Genomic DNA, 18,183 nt, shown 5'->3' on the forward strand with positions numbered 1-18,183 from the left:
ATGACCAACCTGTTCGAGCGCGGGTTCCAGAGGCTCGAGGACAACGCTCGCGAGTGCGCCCATAGGTTCAACACCGCCATCGACCACATCAACGACTGGCGCTTCGTCCTCGGTCCCGCGATGCTCGTGATCAACCCCGCTCTCGACGTCATCCGCGAGGGTCTCGAGAAGATGTTCAAGCTGATCAGGACCGCGGTGGAGCACCACTTCCCGGTCCTGTCGCTGATCTGGCAGTCGTTCAACTGGGTCGAGAAGGTCCAGCAGCCGATGAACGGCCTCAGCCACGACACGTCTGCGACCTATTTGGCCGACCGTTGGACGGGTGAGGCGGCCGGCGCCTACTCGCGGCGGGTCGCCGCGCAGAACGACGCGATAAGCGCCGTGGGAACCAAGGCGGACGGCGTCAGCAAGTGGCTGATGGACATCGCCAAGTACAACATCGACTACATGACCGAACTGTCGAAGATGGCGACCGGCTTCCTCGGCGCACTGGTCACCGCCGCGATCGAAGGCGCGACCGTCGTGGGCATCCCGTTCGCGGTCAAGGATCTCGCCGGCGCCATCGGCACCCTCGTCACGCAGCAGCTCGACAACCTCGTGGGCATCGCCAAGCGGTTCGCCGAAGCACTCAGCAAGGTGCGGGACATCATGAGCCTGATGACCGATCCGAAGCTGCCCAACCAGGGCTGGCCGCAGGCGGTGAAGGGATGAGGCCAGGCACCGTTCTGGCCATGGCAGCGACGGTGTTCGTCGGCGGATGCACCTCCAAGCCGGTCGAGACACCGACGTTCAGCGATGTCCCGACCACGACGTCATCTCCGGCGCCGGTGAAGTACCACCAGGCGGCGTTGAAGTCCTGTTCGGAGATCGGGCAGGAAACAGGCGATCTCCCGCCCGCGCAACCGAATGACGACCAGAAGTTGGGCTCCAACTCGTCGGCACGAACCTGCAGGTTCAGAGGGGCAGATCACTCCGTCACCCTCAGCATCCGCTCCTGGGACGACACCGAAGACATCAGAGGTGCCAGGCCTGCGGCGGAGTACGCGAAGGACTACTTCGCCGACCGCACCCAGGCCTGGGAGAAGGACATCGGCGCGAACCTCGGTTCGGACGCGCGCTGGCGCACCAAGTCCCCCGCGGCCTGCGCCCTGGAGATCCTCGACCAGAACGGCGTGCTGACCGTGGCCAACAGCAGCAACAGCAGCACGGGGTTCGACGAGCAGCAGTGCCGCACAACCGTGCGTGAGTTGGCGAAGAAGTTCTTCGGCGCTGTGCAGCCGTAACGCGTTCAGCGCATCGCGCTCCGCCAGAAATCACGCATGACGGGCAGCGGGGCGGGGCTGGTCATGGCGGTGCGGGTGAGCAGGATCGTGATCAGGTTCTGCGACGGGACGACGTGGGCCGCGGTGCCGGAGCCGCCGACCCAGCCGTAGCGGCCGGGGACGTTCCACGGGTCGATCTCGGCGACGTCGACGCTGCCGCCGTAGCCCCAGCCCTGGCCCTCCAGGAAGATGTGCGCCGCCTCGCGCTCCGCCGCAGACGTGGTGTCGGTCGCGAGTTCGGGCAGGAGGTCGCTGGTCATCAGGTACCGGTGGAACGCCAGCAGGTCGTCCGCGGTGGACTTCAGGCCGCCCGCGCCGGACGGCAGGGTGTCGCTGATGAAGCTGGTGTTGGTCATGCCGAGCGGTGCGCAGAAGCGTTCGGCCAGGAAGTCCGGGAGCGAGCCGGTGACGCGGTGCAGCAGCACGCCGAGGACGTCCGAGCCGGTGTTGTAGACCCAGCCCTCGCCCGGCTGGTGCAGCAGCGGCACGCCGGCGAGCTGCTTCAGCCACTCCTCGGGGGTCGGCAGGTCCTCACGGCCGTGCAGGTGCGCCTGTTCGAAGAGCTTCTTCGTGGCCGGCAGGGAGAAGTCCGCCGAGAAACCCCAGCCGGACCGGGAGGCCTGCAGGTGGCGGACCGTGATCGGCCTCGTCGCGGGAACGACGTCGTCGACCTCGCTCGCCGGAGTGCGGACGACCACCGGGTGCGCGAGTTCCGGCAGCCAGTTCGCGATCGGGTCGTCGAGGGCGATCTTCCCGTCCCGCACCAGCAGCATCGTCGCCGCCGCGACGATCGGCTTGGTCAGCGAGGCGATCGGGAAGACCGACTCCCGCGTCTCGCCGCCGACCGACGCGAACTCGACTTCGTCTCCGCGGGCGACGAGCGCCACGGCGTTGGGCGTGGTCTCGCGGTGGGTTTCCAGAACTTCCTGCAGCGTCATGGTCGCCATCCTTCTCCGGTGAGGGTTCGGATGGTCTGACTTCAGCACTGGGCGAAACTCATCGCTCCAGGATCGCCGTGATGCCCTGACCGCCGGCGGCGCAGATCGACACGAACCCGCGGCCGCTGCCCCTCTGGTGCAGCAGCTTGGCCAGGGTCGCCACGATCCGGGCGCCGGTGGCGGCGAACGGGTGGCCCGCCGCGAGCGAGGAGCCGTTGACGTTGAGCTTCGCGCGGTCGATCTCGCCGAGGTCGGTCTCCCAGGCCTTCAACGTGGCCAGCACCTGCGACGCGAACGCCTCGTGCACCTCGTAGAAGTCGAACTCCTGCAGCTTGAGGCCCGCCTTGTCGAGCATGCGCGGCGCGGCGTGCACCGGGGCCATCAGCAGGCCCTCGTCGCCGTGCACGTAGTCGACGGCGGCGGTCTCGGCGAACGTGAGGTACGCCAGCACGGGCAGTTTGCGGGCCCGTGCCCACTCCTCGGTGGCCAGCAGGACCGCGGAGGCGCCGTCGGAGAGCGGGGTCGAGTTGCCGGCGGTCATCGTGTCGCCGAAGACCGGCTTGAGCTTGGCGAGCTTCTCGACGCTGCTGTCCGGACGGAGGTTCTGGTCGCGGGTCAGGCCCAGGTACGGGGTGACGAGGTCGTCGAAGAAGCCCTCGTCGTAAGCGCGGGCGAGGTTCTGATGGCTGCGCGCAGTGAGCTCGTCCTGGTCCTCGCGGGTGATGCCGTACTGGGCCGCGGTGATGGCCGCGTGCTCGCCCATGGACATGCCGGTGCGCGGTTCGCCGTTGCGCGGCAGGTGCGGCACGACGTGGCTGGGGCGCAGCCTGGTCAGCAGGCTGACCTTGCGGGTGCGGTTGAACTCCAGCAGGAGCTTGCGGAAGTTCTCGTTCACGCCGATCGGGGCGTCGCTGGTGGTGTCGACGCCACCCGCGATGCCCGCCTCGATCTGGCCGAGCGCGATCTTGTTGGCCACCGCGATGATCGCCTGCAGGCCGGTGCCACACGCCTGCTGGAGGTCGTACGCAGGCGTTTCCGGGCCGAGCTTGCTGCCCAGGACCGACTCGCGGACGAGGTTGAAGTCGCGCGAGTGCTTGAGCACGGCGCCCGCGACCACCTCGCCGAGACGCTCGCCCTGCAGGCCGAAGCGGCTGACCAGACCGTCGAGCACCGCGGTGAACATGTCCTGGTTCGACGCGGTGGCGTACGGGCCGTTCGAGCGGGCGAACGGGATGCGGTTGCCGCCGATGATCGCTACTCGCATACCGGCATACTACCTACTAGCGAGTAGACTTACTAGCTAGTAGGTTGTGTGACGTGGACAGGTACCAGAAGTTCGCCTCTTCGGGGCTGGGGCGCCAGCTCGTGCGCAGGCTCGGCCTGCCGAACCCGTATCCACTCCGCCGCGACGCCGCCTTGGCCACCCCGGTGCTGGTCGGTGGCACCTCCCGGCTGTCCTTCCTGAAGCAGCTCCAAACGGGGTCCGCTCCCTACGGCGCGTTGGTGTTCGACGCGTCCGACTTGACGTCGGTGAGCGACCTGCGGCAGCTGCACGACTTCTTCCACCCGGTGATCACGCAGCTCGGGCCGTGCGGGCGGGTGATCGTCATCGGACGCTCGCCCGACTCCGTGGCGCAACGGGCTCTCGAAGGCTTCGTGCGGTCGGTCGGCAAGGAGCTGCGCCGCGGTGGCACGGCGAACCTCGTGTACGTGGCGGACGGGGCGGAGGACGGCGTCGAGTCCACGCTGCGGTTCCTGCTGTCCGGACGGTCGGCCTACGTGTCCGGGCAGGTCGTCCACGTCTCCGGCAACGCTGCCACCGGCTCGCTGGACGGCAAGGTCGCGCTGGTCACGGGTGCTTCGCGCGGCATCGGTGCGGCGATCGCGGCGACGTTGGCCCGCGACGGCGCGCACGTCGTGTGCCTGGACGTGCCCGCGGCCGGCGACGAGCTGTCGAAGGTCGCGAACTCCGCGGGCGGGTCGGCGTTGCAGCTCGACATCACCGGCGATCCGGCGAAGCTGACCTCGTACCTGATGGAACGGCACGGCGGCGTTGACATCGTTGTGCACAACGCGGGCATCACGCGCGACAAGACGTTGGCGCGCATGGACTCCTCGCTGTGGGACGCGGTGCTGGAGGTCAACCTCGCCTGCCAGGAGCGGATCAACGCGGCACTGCTCGAAGGCGACGTGCTGCGCGAAGGCGGACGGATCGTCGGCGTGTCGTCGATCGCGGGCATCGCGGGCAACGTCGGTCAGACCAACTACGCCACCTCGAAGGCCGGCGTGATCGGCATGGTCAAGTCGCTGGCACCCGTGCTGGCCGACCGCGGCGCCACGATCAACGCCGTCGCGCCGGGGTTCATCGAGACCAAGATGACCGCGGCCGTGCCGTTGCTGACGCGCGAGGTCGGGCGGCGGATGAACAGCCTGTCGCAGGGCGGGTTGCCGGTCGACGTGGCGGAGACGGTGGCGTGGTTCGCGGCGCCGGGCTCGGGTGGCGTGAACGGCAACGTCGTGCGGGTGTGCGGCCAGATGCTGCTGGGGGCCTGATGTTGCTGCGCGCCGCCCTGACGTCGTTCCGGCGCGGGGACACCCTTGCCGCGAAGCCCGTTTCCACCGCGGTCGACGTTTCGCTGAGACATCTGACGGCGTACAACGCGGTGTGCGGGTTCGCGCTGCGCGACGCGTTGCCGTTGACCTATCCGCACGTGCTGGGCTTTCCGTCGCAGATGAAGCTGATGACCGGCTCGGGGTTCCCGTTCCCGTTGCCCGGCCTGGTGCACGTCGCGAACCGGATCACGCAGTCGCGGCCGCTGACGCTGGACGAGCAGCTGGAGATCACGGTGACCGCGCGCGATCTGCGGCCGCACCCGCAGGGCGTGCAGGTCGACGTGGTGACGTCGGTTTCCGGTGTCTGGGAAGGCGTGTCGACCTACCTGCGACGGACCGGCGGCGGGTCCTCCGGCGGCGAGGAACTGCAGCGGCCCGTCGGGTCGGCGGTGTGGCGGGTGCCCGCGGACATCGGGCGGCGGTACGGGGCCGTGTCCGGCGACCGGAACCCGATCCACATGTCCCCGTTGAGCGCCAAGCTCTTCGGCTTCAAGCGGGCCATCGCCCACGGAATGTGGACGAAGGCGCGCTGCGTGGCCGCGCTGGAGGGCCGGCTGCCCGAGGCCGTGACGGTGGACGTCCGGTTCAAGAAGCCGTTGCTCATCCCCGGACGCGTCGAATTTTCGGCGGTCGAGGTCGCCGACGGCTGGGAGTTCGGCGTGTGGGGCAAAGGTCCCCATCTGCTCGGCTCAGCCCTGTGAAGCTCAACGCCGTGACGGTGGATGCCAGACGTTGCCCTCGACCAGGTCGCCGAAGCCCATCCACACGAGGTTCATGAGGCGGGCCGCGACCACACCGGCGGGCTCCTCCGGGTGATCGAGCCACCACTCCGCGAGCGACTCACCCGCGCCGACCAGCGCGGCGGCCAGCGACTCGGCCTCCAGCTTGGTCGCGGGCGCCTTCGTGGACTGCGTGAGCAGCGCCGCGACCAGCGACACCGCACGGCTGCGCATGTCGGTGAGCTCGACCGCGAACGGGCCGCCCTGGGTCGACGCCTGGCGGTGCAGCACCATCCAGCTGGCCCGGTTCTCACCGACGAACCCGAAGAACGCCCGCAGCCCGCTCCACAGCTGCACGTCAGGTTCCTGGTCGGGCTCGACGCCGGTCGCGATGGCCTCCATCATCCGCGTGGCCTCACGCCGGATGCAGGTCGCGAACAGCTCTTCCTTCGAGCCGAGGTAGGCGTAGAGCATCGGCTTGGAGATGCCGGCGACCTCGGAGATCTCGTCCATCGAGGCCGCGTGGAAGCCGAGCCGCGAGAACACGTCGACGGCGGCATCCATGATCTGCCGCTCGCGCACTGCGCGTGGCAAGCGCTTGGCTCGACCTTCTGTGCGCATCACACCCCCTCGGTTCGGAGGAACAAGATTATCCGATCGGGTTGCCACAATACCTACTCACCAGTAGTCTTACTCACCAGTAGGTATCAGGAGGTGTGTCCATGACGCTCGACCTCACCACCGAGGCGATCGCGAAGCTCAGCCCGACCGAGCTGATCAGCACGTTGCAGCAGATCTCCCCGGACGATCCCGCGCTGGCCGACGTGAACATCGACGTCATCGCCCGCGGCATCGACCCGAAGAAGCTGGGCAAGGCCGACTTCGCCGCGTTGCTGAACGCCCTGGGCACGCTGGCCGACGGCGGCGCGGACCTCGACCTGGCGAAGATGGACCCGGCCAACTTCGCCCGCATCATCTCCCGCGCCTCGAAGGACCAGATCGAGGCCGTGGTCTCCGACCCCGCGCTGCGGGTGCGGGTGCTCGACGAGGTCTTCCGCCGCATGGAGGTCCACTTCCGCGCGGACCGCGCCGGCGCCACCCGTGCCGTCGTGCACTTCCACGTGCTCGAAGACGTCTACGAGGCGATCATCGAAGACGCCACGTGCGTCATCAACAAGGGCGTGACGCGCGAGGCCCGTGCCGTCGTGACGCTGACGCCCGCCGACTTCCTGAAGCTCGCGACCGGGAACGCCTCCGCCCCCGTGCTGTTCATGACGGGCAAGCTGAAGGTGAAGGGCGACCTGGGGTTCGCGGCCGGGTTCATGAGCCTGTTCAACATCCCGAAGGCCTGACGGAGAGGTTTTGCAGTGGGTGGCTTCTCGCTCGAACTGAACGAAGACCAGACCGACCTGCGCGACTGGGTGCACGGTTTCGCTCGCGACGTGATCAGGCCGGCGGCCTCCGAGTGGGACGAGCGCGAGGAGACGCCTTGGCCGGTGATCCAGGAGGCCGCGAAGATCGGCCTCTACGGCTTCGAGGCCCTCGCGACCTGGTTCGCCGACCCGATCGGCCTCTCGCTGCCGATCGCCACCGAAGAGCTGTTCTGGGGCGACGCCGGCATCGCCCTCGCACTGATGGGCACCGGCCTCGCCGTCGCGGGCATCTTCGCGTCCGGCGAACCCGAGCAGCTGGCCGAGTGGGTGCCGGAGTGCTTCGGCGACGAGAACGAGCCGAAGCTGGCGGCGTTCTGCGCCTCCGAGCCCCAGGCCGGCTCCGACGTGGCGGGCTACCGCACGCGGGCCCGCTACGACGAGGCCACCGACGAATGGGTCATCAACGGCCAGAAGGCCTGGGCCACCAACGGCGGCATCGCGAACGTCCACGTCGTGACCGCCGTGGTCGACCCGGAGCTCGGCTCACGCGGCCAGGCCGGCTTCATCATCCCGCCCGGCACGCCAGGCCTGTCGTCGCCCGGCAAGATCAAGAAGCACGGCATGCGCGCCTCGCACACCGCCGACGTGTTCTTCGACGACGTCCGCGTGCCCGGCCGCTGCGTGCTGGGCGGCCGCGAACGCCTGGAGGCACGCCTGGCACGCGCCCGCGAGGGCAAGAAGGCAGGCGGCCAGGCCGCGATGGCCACCTTCGAGACCACCCGCCCGACCGTCGGCGCGATGGCCGTGGGCGTCGCACGCGCCGCCTACGAGTACGCGCTGGACTACGCCAAGGACCGCGAGGCGTTCGGCCGGAAGATCATCGAGAACCAGTCGATCGCGTTCGACCTCGCGAACATGCGCATGGAGATCGACGCGGCCCGCCTGCTGGTGTGGCGCGCGGCCTGGATGGGGCGCAACAACGTGCCGTTCACCGCGGGCGAGGGCTCGATGTCGAAGCTCAAGGCGTCCGAGGTGTCGGTGTGGGCGACGGAGCGGGCGATCCACATCCTCGGTGGTGCCGGGTACACGCGGGAGCACCCCGTGGAACGGATGCACCGCGACTCGAAGATCTTCACCATCTTCGAGGGGACTTCGGAGATCCAGCGGCTGGTGGTTTCTCGGATGATCTCCGGTATGCAGATCAAGTGAGCTGACCATCCCAGGCCGTCCCTGGACCGTCTGACTGGACGGGGTCTTGCGAGGCTTGAAGACCGCGTCCACAGCGAGCCGCGCCCTCTGGTGGCTGGACGGCATCAGGTCGGGCACGGCGATCGATGCCCGCCGACGCTCCGCGCCAACGGCCAACGCGCCATTTCGGTCGACGGCGTCTCTATGGTTTCTCCATGATCGAGCGCGGGGACATCGCGTCTGTACTCGTCCAGTTCCTTGAGGATCGGGGTGGACGAGCACTGGTGCGTCTGCCCAACGGCTCCAAGACGAGCCTGCCCTACGAGTGCCTGGATCTGGTCGTCCGGATCGACGACCTGGCTGAGCCGGTCAGCACGGATGAGCTCCGCTCGGGTCCACTACTGGCCCCCTATCGCAGGCAAAGCACCGCCGAAGACCACGGATGATTTCCGGTATGCGGATCAAGTGAGCGGCTTACCCTCACCCCCATGTGGGGGTTCTTGGTCAAACTGCTGGCGGTGATCGGCGTGCTCGCGAGCGCGGTGGTCACCGCCTCCGCGTTCGTGCCAGGTGTGCAGCGGCTGCCGGAGTGGCTCGCGCAGACCGCGCTGGTCGTGGCCATGGTGCTGTTCACCGCCATGCTGGTGCGGGAGCACGGCGGTTTTCCCGACCGGAAGGCGCAGCGCGAGATCTGGGCGGCTTGGTGGAAGACGCTGCCGGTGTGGGTGCGGCCGCTGGTGTACGCGATCGGCTGGGGGTGCGCCGCACTGGCCGTCTACACGTTCTTCACCGGCACGCACCTGACCAACGAGCAGTTCATCGGGATCACCGGGCCGATCGCACTGGGGGCGAACGTCAACGTGCTGGCGTTCGCCTTCGTCAGGCGGCGGGAGGCTCCCGCCGCCTGACGCCCGGTCAGCAGGAGGAGCCGCTGCTCCCCGTCAGCTGGGTCCCACCGATCTCCACCGTGCCGACGGCGATGGTGCACTTGTCGTTCAGCGTCTTGCTGGACGTCCACACGTCACGCTGGTTGGTCGCGCCCTGCGCGGGCGGCGTGAACGAGCCGCCGCCGCTGAGCTTGATCGACGCGCGGAACGTGCTCGACGACTGCACGTGGATGTGGCCGAACTTGGCGCCGCATCCCTCGAACTGCGTGATGGTGGCCGTGGTCGCGGTGCCGTTCCTGACGACACCTGCCGAACCGACCTGCACCGCGCTCGGGCAGGTCGGCGGGGTCTGTTCTGCTGCCTGTGCGGTACCCCCGAGGAGCAGGGCAACGCCGGTCGTGACGATTCCCAGTTTGATCAGCACGTCGTGAACGTAAGTCGAGCTGGTTAGCCGACGGTAAATCCGCGAACGCGTGGAGTAACGCCGACGACTGCTGCTCCGATCAGCCCAGTGGAACGGCGTTAGGGGGAATCGAGATGCTCCCGAATGTGTACGTCATGGCCGCCGCGGTTCTGGCCGGTGCCGCGGGCAGTGCCTACGTCGTGACGGTCGTGGACCACCCTGGGCCGGTGGCGGTCAGTCAGGTCGTGCGCGTGGTCGACGCGGAGACGGTCGAGGTGCGCGAGGGTGATCGCGTCACGGCGATGCGGCTCGTGAACGTCGACGCGCCGGCCGCGGACGAGTGTCTGCACAACGAGTCCCAGAAGCGGCTCACCGAGCTGCTGCCGGTGGGAACCGCGGTCACCGTGGTGCGGGAGGGCCAGTTCGCCGCACTGTCCACACTGGACGGGCAGCTGGTCAACGCCGCGCTCATCGCCGACGGGCTGGCGGTGCCGGTCGTCAACGGCACGCGGTTCCTCGACCAGGTGAAGGCGGCCGACAACGCGGCCACCGAGGGGCACAAGGGTTTGCACTCACCGGATGTGCCCTGCACGTTGCCCGGACAGGTGCGGGCGATCACCGAGGCGGCGGCCGCGGTGGAGGCGCAACCGCTCAAGGCGAGCAAGGCCGAGCTGACGGTCGCGGCGGACACGGCCAAGACGGCCATCGGGCTGGTGGACCAGCTGTCCAAGCCCGGCGGGCTGACGTGGGACGCGGTGGCGCCGGTGGACCAGACGGTGTTGCTGGCGAAGGTCACCAAGGCGGTGCCGACGTTGTATCGCAAGGAGGCCGAGCTGCGGAACGTCGTGAAGGGGCTGAGGTGACGGCCCGCCGTTCCCCTGCGCCGGCGGGCCGCGCACAACATCGCGTGTCGCGGTTATGGCGCGGTAAACGTCCAGGTTGGACCAAGCGGCCACGAGAACGAGCTGGGCGCCCAGCTGGTTCTCGCAGTGCACACGAGGTCGATCTAGCCGAAGGGCTGGCCTGCCTCACGCAGCCAGGCGCGCTCGGCCGAGTGGTCCGGCACGGCAGGCCACCCGTTGATCTTCGCGATCAGCACCCAGTACCGCTCGGCACGCGGGTCCGCGAAGTCGGAGAGCTCGCGCAGCCGCTCGACGAGCTGTTCGTCGTTCGGCAGGTCGAGCGACTCCGCCCACTTGGCGTTCACGCGGTCCACGACCTCGCGAGCGGCGTCGGACGTCGGCGCGATGCCGGCGTCGAGTGCCGCGCGCGCCTGGGCCATCGCGAAGTTGAACGCCTCCATCTGGTTGTCCGCCGGCGGGCTCATGTCCTTGCCGTTGCGGCGGAACTCCTCGTGCTGCTGGGACATCCGCTTCACCGCGGCCCGGAAGTCCGGGTCCTGCACGAGCTTCGCGAGCTCGACCCACGCCTCCAGCTGCTCGGTCGTCGGGTCGTCCGGCAGCTCGATCCGCACGGACCGCATGCGCTGCTCGAACTGCGGATCCAGCTCGTAGGGCCCGAACACCTCCTCGAAGAAGTCGTCGAGGATGCGCTGGCGCTCCTCGTCCGACATGCGTGCCAACTCGTTCATCAGTTCCATCTCCCCTCCTTTGGCGACGGCGCGCAGCACGGCACGGCGCAGCCGCAACGTCCTCATCTGCGCGTCGATCGCTTCCGCATGTGCCCGCGCCACGTCGGTCACCGTCACCTCGCGGGCGAGGACCCGCCCGGCGGTCGGCAGGTCGACACCCAGATCCCTCAGGGTGCGGACGAGCTTGAGCTTCGCGACCGCCTCACCGTCGTACGTCCGGTAGCCGCCGACCGTTCTGGCAGTGGGCGGGATGAGGCCCTGGTCGGAGTAGAACCGGATCGTTCGGACGGTGAGGCCGGTCATCCTGGCCAGCTCGCCGATCTGGTAGCGCGTCACGGGGACAACTCTGAACCCTCCAGTGACTGGAGAGTCAAACCCGATTAACCGATCGAGTTCCAGAAACCACAGTTGTGCCTGGTCAGGCCGTTGATCGGGCCTACGTGCTCCAGCGAGTACTCCTGGACGGTGCCCCGCGCCCAGCCCGGCTTGCCGGTGCGCGCGAACGTGGTCCAGTCGCGGATCATCGTCGACGCGAGCCGCTGCTGAGCGGGGTTGAGGTCGAAGGTCGGGATGTCGAAGAAGTAGGCGAGCTCGGACGAGTGCCAGGCGCCGGCCGGGGAGCCCGCGGGGAAGAGGTCCTTGAACCAGCCGAGCGGCGCGGTGCGGTCGGCGAACTCGTAGCCGTACGTCGGCGTGTAGCGCGAGAGCAGCCGGTCATCGGTGAGCTGGTGGCACGCCCACACGCCGTCGGTGAGCACGGCACCGTACGCGAGCCGTGCGGAGTCACCCGCCGGGTACTCGGCCGCGATCTTCGCCGCCTTCTCCGCACCGAACGACGTCACCAGCAAACCGTTGTAGTCGAACGGTTCCGGCACGGTCGCGGACGTGAGCCTGCCTTCGTCACGGGTGTTGCCCCAGATCACCGGCACGCGGTTGAACCGGCCGGACCGCAGCGCGTCGACGGGGTTCACGGGCAGCACGCTGTTGCCGGTCACGACCGGGGTCACGCCGCGGTCGATGGCGGTGAAAGCCGTGGGAGGCAACGCACGCAGGCACGCGACGTCAGCGCAGCCGAGCTGAGCCGAGATCGCCACAGCGTCCTTCGCAGCCGCGTCCTTCGTGATCCACGGCGAACCACCCGGCTTGGTGTGGATCACGCCGTTGGCACCCCACGTCGTGGAGCAGCCGCCGCTCTGCGCGATGGCCTTCTGGAACAACCCACGCGACTTCGGCGACGTCACCTGCGCGCACACGTCGAACGCGCCACCGGACTCGCCGAAGATCGTGACGTTGCGCGGGTCTCCACCGAACGCGGCGGCGTTGCGCTGCACCCACTTCAGGGCCGCCTGCTGGTCCTCGATGCCGTACGCGCCGGAGTCCGGCAGGCCGGGGTGCCCGAAGAAGCCGAAGAACCCGAGCCGGTAGTTGATCGTCACGACGACCACGTCACCCTGCACGACCAACGGCCGCGGGTTGAAGCCGTCGCCCGACAGGTAGCTGTTGCCGCCGCCGTGCAGGTAGACCATGACCGGCCTGCGGCCGTGCGTGGACGCCGTGGTGACGTTGAGGTACAGGCAGTCCTCGTTGCTGCTCGGCGAACCGGCACCGGCCGACTGCGCGCAGACGGGGCCGGGCTTGGTCGCGTCACGAGGCGTCGTCCACGGCGTGATCGGCTGCGGCGAACGCCATCGCAGCTCGCCCACCGGCGGGGCCGCGTACGGAATCCCCTGGTAGACCTGGCGATCAGCCAGGACGGTGCCCTGCACCGGACCGGTGTCGGTCCGCACGAGGCCGGAGTCGGATGCCTGCGCCACGCCCACCGGGCCTGCCAGCAGAGCCGTTGCGATCAAGAAGGACAGTCGCTTGTTCATGCACAGGCGTCGAACGAAGGGCCCGCGGATCGACATCCGCGGGCCCTCGCATACCGGGCTGTGCCGGAATCGGGAACGATCTCGATCGTGTCGACGATCCTGCCGTGGCTCGAACGCGTGTTCGCCGCTTACTGGCCTCCCGCGCTGGCCGGACTCGTGCTGTTCTGGGCCTACCGACTGGGGAGGCGGGCCCTGGCCATCTGGGCCGGGCACGATGTCGACTTCCCCGACTCGAAGCCGTCCCAGGAGGCCGAGCCGGGCGTCAAGGGATCGATGGCCTGGGCGGTCATCAAGTGGCTCACCCTCGCGATCGTGCTCGCAGGTACCACCGGCTACGGCCTCTTCCTGGTGCTCGGCAGTCCTTCCCTTCCGGACCGGAACACCTTCACGACCAGTGAACTACTCGATCTCATGAAGATCGGACTCGCGGTGGTCGGTGGTCTGGGAGCCGTCGTCGCCCTCGCCGTCGCCTACCGCAAGCAACAGGTTTCCGAAGCGGCTCATCTCATGGCCACCGGTCAAGAACTTCGCGAACAGACCAAGTTCTTCAACGAGCGCTATGTGAGCGCCGCGGAGCAGCTGGGACACGAACGCTTCGCGGTGCGACTGGCCGGTGTCTACGCCATGGTCGGGCTGGCCGACGACTGGCCGGCAGGACGGCAGACGTGCGTCGACGTCCTGTGCGGATACCTGCGAACCCCGTACCCGGAGGGCGACCCGACCGACCGGGAGGTACGCCAGGAGATCATCAAAACCCTGCTGGACCACGTCTGGGACCACGAGATCGGAGAGCGGCCGGTCCGGATGGACTTCAGGAAGGTCCAGTTCGAGGACCTCGACCTCTCCCGTCGCAAGTTCAGCGCCGAGATGGACTTCGAAAAGGCGGTCTTCCACGGGAAGCTCACCAACTTCTCCGAATGCCTCTTCACCGGGGTGGTGAACTTCTACGGAGCGACCTTCAAGTCGGAGAAGACCTCCTTCGCCGACTCGAACTTCCGCGACGGCACCGTGAACTTCCGCCGGGCGACGTTCAGCGGCAAGCTGGTGGACTTCGCTGATGCCGTCTTCCTGAAGAGCGATCTCAGCTTCGCCGAGGCGACAGTCGCGGACGGCACGAAGGTCTCGTTCGAGGGCACTCGAATGCAGGCTTCGTCGATCTCCCTCGAGAACGTCGCGTTGCGGAACGCAGAACTCGACTTTTCACTGATGCTCTTCATGCCGTCGACGGCGTACAGGGCCAAGTCCGGGCTCAACCTGCGCAAGATGCTCGCGAACAACACGAGCGTGACGTTCAAGGGGAGCAAGATCAATGACGCGGTTCTGTCGCTCGGCCACGCGCGTCTCGTCGACTGCACGATCGACCTCGAAGACCTCGAACTGATCGACACGGATCTTCTGACCCAAGGCATGCAACCGGTTGGCGCGGCCGCAGCTCTTCGCAGACTCGGTGGGGCGATGCAGAAGGCCCCCGCGCCGGAGCACGAGGGCCTTCGCCAGGACGAACCTCAGTAGGTCATCGCGATGCCGGGGTCGGCCAGCAGCGCGCCGACGTCGGCCAGGAACTGCGAGCCCTGCTGGCCGTCCACCACGCGGTGGTCGAACGACAGCGCGAGCTGGCAGATCTTGCGGACCTTGATCTCGCCGTCGACCACCCACGGCATGTCGCGGATCGCGCCGAGCGCGAGGATCGCGGACTCGCCGGGGTTGAGGATCGGCGTGCCGGTGTCGACGCCGAAGACGCCGACGTTGGTGATCGTGATGGTGCCGTTCATCATGTCGGCCGGTGCGGTCTTGCCGTCACGGGCGACGGTGGCGAGCTCGTCCAGTGCGACCGCGAGCTCCTTCAGCGACATGCGGTCGGCGTCGCGGACCTTCGGCACCACCAGGCCGCGCGGCGTGGCGGCCGCGATGCCCAGGTGGACGTAGTCCTTGTAGACGATCTCGTTGGCGGCGCTGTCCCACGTCGCGTTGACGTCCGGCGTGCGGCGCGTCGCGAGGATGACGGCCTTGGCGCAGAACGCGAGCGGCGTCAGCTTCACGCCGCGGAACTCCGGCGCGTTCTTCAGGCGCGCGCGCAGTTCCATCATCGGCGTCACGTCGACCGTCAGGAACTCGGTGACGTGCGGTGCGGTGAACGCGCTGTCGACCATGGCCTGCGCGGTCGCCTTGCGGACGCCCTTGATCGGCACGCGCCGCTCGCGGCTGCCGTTGTCCACAAACGACGGGGCGGCGGGAGCGGGTACGGCGACGGCGCTTTCGACGTCCTCGCGCGTGATGACGCCGTCGGGGCCGGAGCCCGTCAGCGCGTACAGGTCGACGCCGAGGTCCTTGGCCAGCTTGCGGACCGGCGGCTTGGCCAGCGGCACGTAACCACCGGGAGCCTGGACCGGAGCCGGAGCAGGAACAACGGGCGCGGGCGCCGCGACGGGAGCAGGAGCAGGCGCGGGCGGAGCCACGACGGCGGCCGGAGCGGCGGCCGGGGTGTCCTTGCGCGCGCGGCGCTTGGCCGTGCCGGACTTCGGGCCGTAGCCGACGAGCGTCGCGATGCGGCCGCCCGGCATCTCCTCGCCGATCTTGCCGGACGAGGTGCCGTTCGCCTCCGCGGCGGCCGGAGCCGGAGCGACGGGTGCGGCGGCGCCGCCGGGGTCGGTGTCGATCGTGATGATCGGGACGCCCACCTCGACGGTCTGACCGGGCTCGGCGAGCAGCTCGGTCACCACGCCCGCCCACGGGCACGGCAGCTCGACGGCCGCCTTGGCCGTCTCGATCTCGACGATGATCTGGTTGACCTTGACGGTGTCACCCGGCTTGACGTGCCAGGTGAGAATCTCGGCCTCGGTCAGCCCCTCTGCCGTGTCGGGCAGGGGGAATTGCTTGTACTGCGGCATTTCCGTTTGTCCCCTTACCAGGCGAGAGAGCGGTCGACGGCGTGCAGCACCCGGTCGAGGTCGGGGAGGAACTCCTCCTCGAGCTTCGACGGCGGGTACGGGGTGTCGAAACCGGTCACCCGCAGCACCGGTGCCTGCAACGAGTAGAAGCACTCCTGCTGGACCTTGGCTGCAATCTCGCTGGCGATCGAGGACTCGGACGGCGCCTCGGACACGACGACCAGCCGGCCGGTGCGGCGCACCGACTCGAACACCGGCGCCAGGTCGAGCGGCGACAGCGAACGCAGGTCGATGACCTCCAGCGACGTGCCGTCCTCAGCGGCCGCGTTGGCGGCGTCGAGCGACGTGCGGACCATCGGGCCGTACGCGACCAACGTCGCGTCCGTGCCGGAACGCAGCACACGGGAGGCGAACAGCGGTCCGGGCTGGGCCGTGGTGTCGACCTCGCCCTTCTCGTAGTAGCGGCGCTTGGGCTCGAAGAAGAGCACCGGGTCGTCGCAGTCGATCGCCTGCTGGATCATCCAGTACGCGTCGGCCGGGTTCGAGCACGAGACGACCTTGAGGCCGGCGGTGTGCGCGAAGTACGACTCGGGCGACTCCGAGTGGTGCTCGACGGCACCGATGCCGCCACCGAACGGCACGCGGATCACGATGGGCATCTTGATCTTGCCCTGCGTGCGGTAGTGCAGCTTCGCGACCTGCGACACGATCTGGTCGAAGCCGGGGAAGATGAAGCCGTCGAACTGGATCTCGCACACCGGGCGGTAGCCGCGGATCGCGAGGCCCACAGCGGTGCCGATGATGCCGGACTCCGCGAGCGGCGTGTCGAGCACGCGCTGCTCACCGAAGTCCTTCTGCAGACCGTCGGTGATCCGGAAGACACCGCCGAGCTTGCCGATGTCCTCGCCCATCATGATGACCTTGGGGTTGGCCTCCATGGCCGCCCGCAGGCCCATGTTGAGCGCCTTGGAGATCGTGAGCGTCTGCACCGGGGTCGCCGGAGCCGCAGCGGTCGAACGATCCATCGTCGGAGCAGCCATCAGTGCTCACCTCCAGCAAAACCCGAGACGTAGTCGAGGAACTCATCGCGCTGAGCTTCGAGGACGGGGTTGCCCTCGGCGTAGACGTTGCTGAAGATCCGCTCCGCGGGCGGATCCGGCATGTTCACGCAGAACTCGCGCAGGTTCTCGGCCAGCGCGTCGGCTTCCGCCTCGACACCCTCGAAGAACGTGCTGTCGGCCCACTGCTGGCGGACCAGGTAGACCTTGACCCGCTCGATCGGGTCCTTGAGCTTCCACATCTCCAGCTCGTCCGACAGCCGGTAGCGGGTCGGGTCGTCGGAGGTGGTGTGCGCGTCCATCCGGTAGGTGAACGCCTCGATCAGGATCGGGCCGTTGCCGTGGCGGCACTCGTTCAACGCCCAGCGCGTGACCGCGAGCGTGGCGAGCACGTCGTTGCCGTCGACGCGGATGCCGGGGAAGCCGTAGCCGCGGGCGCGCTGGTACAGCGGCAGGCGCGACTGGCGCTCGGTCGGCTCGGAGATGGCCCACTGGTTGTTCTGGCAGAAGAAGACGAGCGGCGCGTCGTAGACCGCGGCCCACACGAAGCCCTCGTGCACGTCGCCCTGGGAGGTCGCGCCGTCGCCGAAGAAGCACATGGTGGCTTCGCCGTCGTCGTCGCCGACCTTGCCGTCGAACTTCTGACCCATCGCGTACCCGGCCGCGTTGAGGACCTGGTTGCCGATGACGATCGTGTACGGGTGGAAGCGCTTCTCGACCGGGTCCCACGTGCCCTGGTCGGTGCCGCGGAAGATGCCCAGCAGCTCGGTCGGGTCGATCCCGCGGGTCCACGCGATGCCGTGCTCGCGGTAGCTCGGGAACGCCATGTCGGTCGGACGCATCGCGCGGCCGGCACCGATCTGCGCGGCCTCCTGGCCGAGCAGCGGCACCCAGATGCCGAGCTGGCCCTTGCGCTGCAACGCGTTCGCCTCGCGGTCGACGCGGCGGATCAGGACCATGTCGCGGTACAGCCCGCGCAGCTCCTCCGCCGAGATGTCGATGTCGAAGTCGGGGTGCGAAACCCGCTCACCCTCGGGGGTGAGCAGCTGCACCAGGTCGGCGCCGCCCTCGTCTGTTGCTCGCAAGCCTGCGATCACCTGTTCCGCTGTCGGTTTTGCGGCAGTGGCGGCCGGCGCTGCATCCGGCTCCGGGTGCGTCCATTGCTCAGGGGACGACATGCGCCTTCTCCTCTGTCTCTCCGACCGCCTGATCGCTCGTGACGACCTCGTGCGGCGACGCCGGCGGTCGCCGCCAACCCTGTGGGGCCGGAGGCAGCCGTCGACGGTGACGGTGGCTTACGACCACATCCTGACACGGCCTCACCCGAGTTGG

General features: G+C 68.5%; 19 protein-coding genes. 10 read left to right on the forward strand and 9 right to left on the reverse strand.

Going from position 1 to position 18,183, the window contains the following annotated elements; genetic code table 11:
• Together ACWEIJ_RS08430 and ACWEIJ_RS08435 are read left to right on the forward strand one after the other, a co-directional pair.
• Entirely contained in the window at positions 1-711 is a 711-nt protein-coding gene (locus ACWEIJ_RS08430) for a hypothetical protein (RefSeq protein ID WP_449836515.1), read from the forward strand.
• 20 nt (positions 712-731) lie between these two features.
• Complete coding sequence (locus ACWEIJ_RS08435; RefSeq protein WP_449836516.1) at positions 732-1,283, forward strand: hypothetical protein; 552 nt, start codon at positions 732-734, stop codon at positions 1,281-1,283.
• A 5-nt stretch (positions 1,284-1,288) separates the two neighbouring features.
• Here ACWEIJ_RS08435 and ACWEIJ_RS08440 read toward each other — a convergent pair whose 3' ends face one another.
• Together ACWEIJ_RS08440 and ACWEIJ_RS08445 are read right to left on the reverse strand one after the other, a co-directional pair.
• The gene (locus ACWEIJ_RS08440; protein ID WP_449836517.1) at positions 1,289-2,260 is read right to left on the reverse strand and encodes a serine hydrolase domain-containing protein; all 972 of its coding nucleotides are present in this window, start codon (positions 2,258-2,260) and stop codon (positions 1,289-1,291) included.
• Positions 2,261-2,318: 58 nt separating this feature from the next.
• Entirely contained in the window at positions 2,319-3,524 is a 1,206-nt protein-coding gene (locus ACWEIJ_RS08445; RefSeq protein ID WP_449836518.1) for an acetyl-CoA C-acetyltransferase, read from the reverse strand.
• A 53-nt stretch (positions 3,525-3,577) separates the two neighbouring features.
• On the opposite strand from ACWEIJ_RS08445, the gene ACWEIJ_RS08450 reads away from it, so the two are divergent.
• Together ACWEIJ_RS08450 and ACWEIJ_RS08455 are read left to right on the forward strand one after the other, a co-directional pair.
• Positions 3,578-4,813 carry a 3-oxoacyl-ACP reductase gene (locus tag ACWEIJ_RS08450; RefSeq protein ID WP_449836519.1) on the forward strand — a complete coding sequence of 412 codons (1,236 nt, stop codon included), beginning with the start codon at positions 3,578-3,580 and terminating at the stop codon, positions 4,811-4,813.
• Entirely contained in the window at positions 4,813-5,574 is a 762-nt protein-coding gene (locus ACWEIJ_RS08455) for a MaoC family dehydratase (protein WP_449836520.1), read from the forward strand. Before ACWEIJ_RS08450 ends, ACWEIJ_RS08455 begins: the two co-directional genes overlap by 1 nt.
• Positions 5,575-5,577: 3 nt before the next feature.
• Here the strand turns inward: ACWEIJ_RS08455 and ACWEIJ_RS08460 are convergent, their stop codons facing one another.
• The gene (locus ACWEIJ_RS08460; RefSeq protein ID WP_355438266.1) at positions 5,578-6,213 is read right to left on the reverse strand and encodes a TetR/AcrR family transcriptional regulator; all 636 of its coding nucleotides are present in this window, start codon (positions 6,211-6,213) and stop codon (positions 5,578-5,580) included.
• A gap of 101 nt (positions 6,214-6,314) precedes the next feature.
• On the opposite strand from ACWEIJ_RS08460, the gene ACWEIJ_RS08465 reads away from it, so the two are divergent.
• The 4 genes from ACWEIJ_RS08465 to ACWEIJ_RS08480 all read left to right on the forward strand — a co-directional run bounded on the left by ACWEIJ_RS08465 (position 6,315) and on the right by ACWEIJ_RS08480 (position 9,061).
• Positions 6,315-6,944 (forward strand): SCP2 sterol-binding domain-containing protein, encoded by a 630-nt coding sequence (locus ACWEIJ_RS08465; RefSeq protein ID WP_449836521.1) that lies wholly within the window; start codon positions 6,315-6,317, stop codon positions 6,942-6,944.
• A gap of 15 nt (positions 6,945-6,959) precedes the next feature.
• Positions 6,960-8,174, forward strand: a complete 1,215-nt coding sequence (locus ACWEIJ_RS08470; protein WP_449836522.1) for an acyl-CoA dehydrogenase family protein — start codon at positions 6,960-6,962, stop codon at positions 8,172-8,174.
• Positions 8,175-8,368: 194 nt separating this feature from the next.
• Complete coding sequence (locus ACWEIJ_RS08475) at positions 8,369-8,599, forward strand: hypothetical protein (protein ID WP_449836523.1); 231 nt, start codon at positions 8,369-8,371, stop codon at positions 8,597-8,599.
• 42 nt (positions 8,600-8,641) lie between these two features.
• Complete coding sequence (locus tag ACWEIJ_RS08480) at positions 8,642-9,061, forward strand: hypothetical protein (protein WP_449836524.1); 420 nt, start codon at positions 8,642-8,644, stop codon at positions 9,059-9,061.
• Between the two features lie 7 nt (positions 9,062-9,068).
• On the opposite strand, the gene ACWEIJ_RS08485 is transcribed toward ACWEIJ_RS08480, so the two are convergent.
• On the reverse strand, positions 9,069-9,464 hold the full coding sequence (locus ACWEIJ_RS08485) for a hypothetical protein (RefSeq protein ID WP_449836525.1): 396 nt from the start codon (positions 9,462-9,464) through the stop codon (positions 9,069-9,071).
• Between the two features lie 113 nt (positions 9,465-9,577).
• Between ACWEIJ_RS08485 and ACWEIJ_RS08490 the strand changes: the two genes are divergently transcribed.
• Entirely contained in the window at positions 9,578-10,306 is a 729-nt protein-coding gene (locus ACWEIJ_RS08490) for a thermonuclease family protein (RefSeq protein WP_449836526.1), read from the forward strand.
• A gap of 143 nt (positions 10,307-10,449) precedes the next feature.
• Here ACWEIJ_RS08490 and ACWEIJ_RS08495 read toward each other — a convergent pair whose 3' ends face one another.
• Together ACWEIJ_RS08495 and ACWEIJ_RS08500 are read right to left on the reverse strand one after the other, a co-directional pair.
• Complete coding sequence (locus tag ACWEIJ_RS08495; RefSeq protein ID WP_449836527.1) at positions 10,450-11,370, reverse strand: helix-turn-helix domain-containing protein; 921 nt, start codon at positions 11,368-11,370, stop codon at positions 10,450-10,452.
• 44 nt (positions 11,371-11,414) lie between these two features.
• Positions 11,415-12,884, reverse strand: a complete 1,470-nt coding sequence (locus ACWEIJ_RS08500; protein ID WP_449836528.1) for a carboxylesterase/lipase family protein — start codon at positions 12,882-12,884, stop codon at positions 11,415-11,417.
• A 108-nt stretch (positions 12,885-12,992) separates the two neighbouring features.
• Between ACWEIJ_RS08500 and ACWEIJ_RS08505 the strand changes: the two genes are divergently transcribed.
• Complete coding sequence (locus ACWEIJ_RS08505; RefSeq protein WP_449836529.1) at positions 12,993-14,417, forward strand: pentapeptide repeat-containing protein; 1,425 nt, start codon at positions 12,993-12,995, stop codon at positions 14,415-14,417.
• Here ACWEIJ_RS08505 and ACWEIJ_RS08510 read toward each other — a convergent pair.
• Genes ACWEIJ_RS08510 through pdhA form a run of 3 tightly spaced genes read right to left on the reverse strand, consistent with a single transcriptional unit; the run spans position 14,411 to position 18,029 of the window.
• Positions 14,411-15,793 (reverse strand): dihydrolipoamide acetyltransferase family protein, encoded by a 1,383-nt coding sequence (locus tag ACWEIJ_RS08510; protein ID WP_449836530.1) that lies wholly within the window; start codon positions 15,791-15,793, stop codon positions 14,411-14,413. The two genes, ACWEIJ_RS08505 and ACWEIJ_RS08510, sit on opposite strands and share 7 nt — an antisense overlap.
• A gap of 14 nt (positions 15,794-15,807) precedes the next feature.
• The gene (locus tag ACWEIJ_RS08515; RefSeq protein ID WP_355438287.1) at positions 15,808-16,833 is read right to left on the reverse strand and encodes an alpha-ketoacid dehydrogenase subunit beta; all 1,026 of its coding nucleotides are present in this window, start codon (positions 16,831-16,833) and stop codon (positions 15,808-15,810) included.
• Entirely contained in the window at positions 16,833-18,029 is a 1,197-nt protein-coding gene (gene pdhA / locus ACWEIJ_RS08520; RefSeq protein WP_449836531.1) for a pyruvate dehydrogenase (acetyl-transferring) E1 component subunit alpha, read from the reverse strand. Before pdhA ends, ACWEIJ_RS08515 begins: the two co-directional genes overlap by 1 nt.
• Positions 18,030-18,183 lie beyond the last annotated feature (154 nt).

The sequence above is a fragment of the Lentzea sp. NPDC004789 genome (assembly GCF_053601075.1).

Excerpts from the sequence above, each read along its gene's own strand:
- ACWEIJ_RS08475 (WP_449836523.1), top strand. The coding sequence starts at position 8,369 with ATGATCGAGCGCGGGGACATCGCGTCTGTACTCGTCCAGTTCCTTGAG.
- ACWEIJ_RS08455 (WP_449836520.1), top strand. The coding sequence starts at position 4,813 with ATGTTGCTGCGCGCCGCCCTGACGTCGTTCCGGCGCGGGGACACCCTT.
- ACWEIJ_RS08430 (WP_449836515.1), top strand. The coding sequence starts at position 1 with ATGACCAACCTGTTCGAGCGCGGGTTCCAGAGGCTCGAGGACAACGCT.
- ACWEIJ_RS08460 (WP_355438266.1), bottom strand. The coding sequence starts at position 6,213 with ATGCGCACAGAAGGTCGAGCCAAGCGCTTGCCACGCGCAGTGCGCGAG.
- ACWEIJ_RS08510 (WP_449836530.1), bottom strand. The coding sequence starts at position 15,793 with ATGCCGCAGTACAAGCAATTCCCCCTGCCCGACACGGCAGAGGGGCTG.
- ACWEIJ_RS08490 (WP_449836526.1), top strand. The coding sequence starts at position 9,578 with ATGCTCCCGAATGTGTACGTCATGGCCGCCGCGGTTCTGGCCGGTGCC.
- ACWEIJ_RS08435 (WP_449836516.1), top strand. The coding sequence starts at position 732 with ATGGCAGCGACGGTGTTCGTCGGCGGATGCACCTCCAAGCCGGTCGAG.
- ACWEIJ_RS08445 (WP_449836518.1), bottom strand. The coding sequence starts at position 3,524 with ATGCGAGTAGCGATCATCGGCGGCAACCGCATCCCGTTCGCCCGCTCG.
- ACWEIJ_RS08465 (WP_449836521.1), top strand. The coding sequence starts at position 6,315 with ATGACGCTCGACCTCACCACCGAGGCGATCGCGAAGCTCAGCCCGACC.
- ACWEIJ_RS08480 (WP_449836524.1), top strand. The coding sequence starts at position 8,642 with ATGTGGGGGTTCTTGGTCAAACTGCTGGCGGTGATCGGCGTGCTCGCG.
- ACWEIJ_RS08515 (WP_355438287.1), bottom strand. The coding sequence starts at position 16,833 with ATGGCTGCTCCGACGATGGATCGTTCGACCGCTGCGGCTCCGGCGACC.
- ACWEIJ_RS08440 (WP_449836517.1), bottom strand. The coding sequence starts at position 2,260 with ATGACGCTGCAGGAAGTTCTGGAAACCCACCGCGAGACCACGCCCAAC.
- pdhA (WP_449836531.1), bottom strand. The coding sequence starts at position 18,029 with ATGTCGTCCCCTGAGCAATGGACGCACCCGGAGCCGGATGCAGCGCCG.